The sequence below is a fragment of the Klebsiella sp. HMSC25G12 genome (assembly GCF_001807705.1).
Lineage (GTDB): Bacteria > Pseudomonadota > Gammaproteobacteria > Enterobacterales > Enterobacteriaceae > Klebsiella > Klebsiella variicola.
This window is the reverse complement of the sequence record NZ_KV789907.1, coordinates 1-765: the sequence shown is the minus strand read 5'-3', so window position 1 is coordinate 765 and position 765 is coordinate 1. Positions and strand designations below refer to the sequence as shown.

2 pseudogenes are annotated in these 765 nt (G+C 65.5%); both read right to left on the bottom strand.

The features are described from left to right. A pseudogene (locus HMPREF3096_RS18540) lies at positions 1–671 on the bottom strand (amidohydrolase family protein); the annotation flags it as partial. Positions 672–686: 15 nt separating this feature from the next. Further along, a pseudogene (locus HMPREF3096_RS18535) lies at positions 687–765 on the bottom strand (oxaloacetate decarboxylase gamma chain); the annotation flags it as partial.

Here is a 765-nt window from a genome sequence, read left to right as displayed (position 1 = left end):
CCGTCGACCCCGGCTTCAATGGCCTTCAGCAGCGCCATCTCCGCCATCCCGGTGGTGGCATGGCAGTGCAGGTGCAGGGTGACGTCGTAGCGTTTTTTGATTTCGCTGACCAGCTCAAAGGCGGCATGCGGCGTCAGAATGCCGGACATGTCCTTGATGGCGACGGAGTCAACGCCGGTCTCCAGCAGCTGTTCGGTGAGGTCGAGCCAGGTCTGCAGGGTGTGCGCCGGGCTGGTGGTGTACGAAAGCGTGCCCTGGGCGTGGGCGCCGTGGCGGCGGACCGCCTGCAGGGCGGCCTGCATGTTGCGCGGGTCGTTCATGGCGTCGAAGACGCGGAAGACGTCCATGCCGTTTTTGACGGTGCGCTCCACGAAGCGCTCCACCACGTCGTCGGCGTAGTGGCGGTAGCCGAGCAGGTTCTGGCCGCGGAGCAGCATCTGCAGCGGGGTCTTCGGCATCGCCTTTTTCAGCTCGCGCAGGCGGACCCACGGGTCCTCGCCGAGGAAGCGGATGCAGGCGTCAAAGGTGGCGCCGCCCCAGCACTCAAGGGAGCGGTAGCCGACGTCATCCAGCTGAGCGGCGACGGGGAGCATATCGTCGAGACGCAGACGGGTGGCGAACAGGGACTGGTGGGCGTCGCGCAGGACGACATCGGTAATGGCAACGGTCATAAATTCCTCCGTGAATTAAGGGTGAAGACGGCGATGGTGGTGAATGGCGGCGACAATCGCCGGCTTTAAGCGGGCGAAGTCGTCGGCGGGCGCG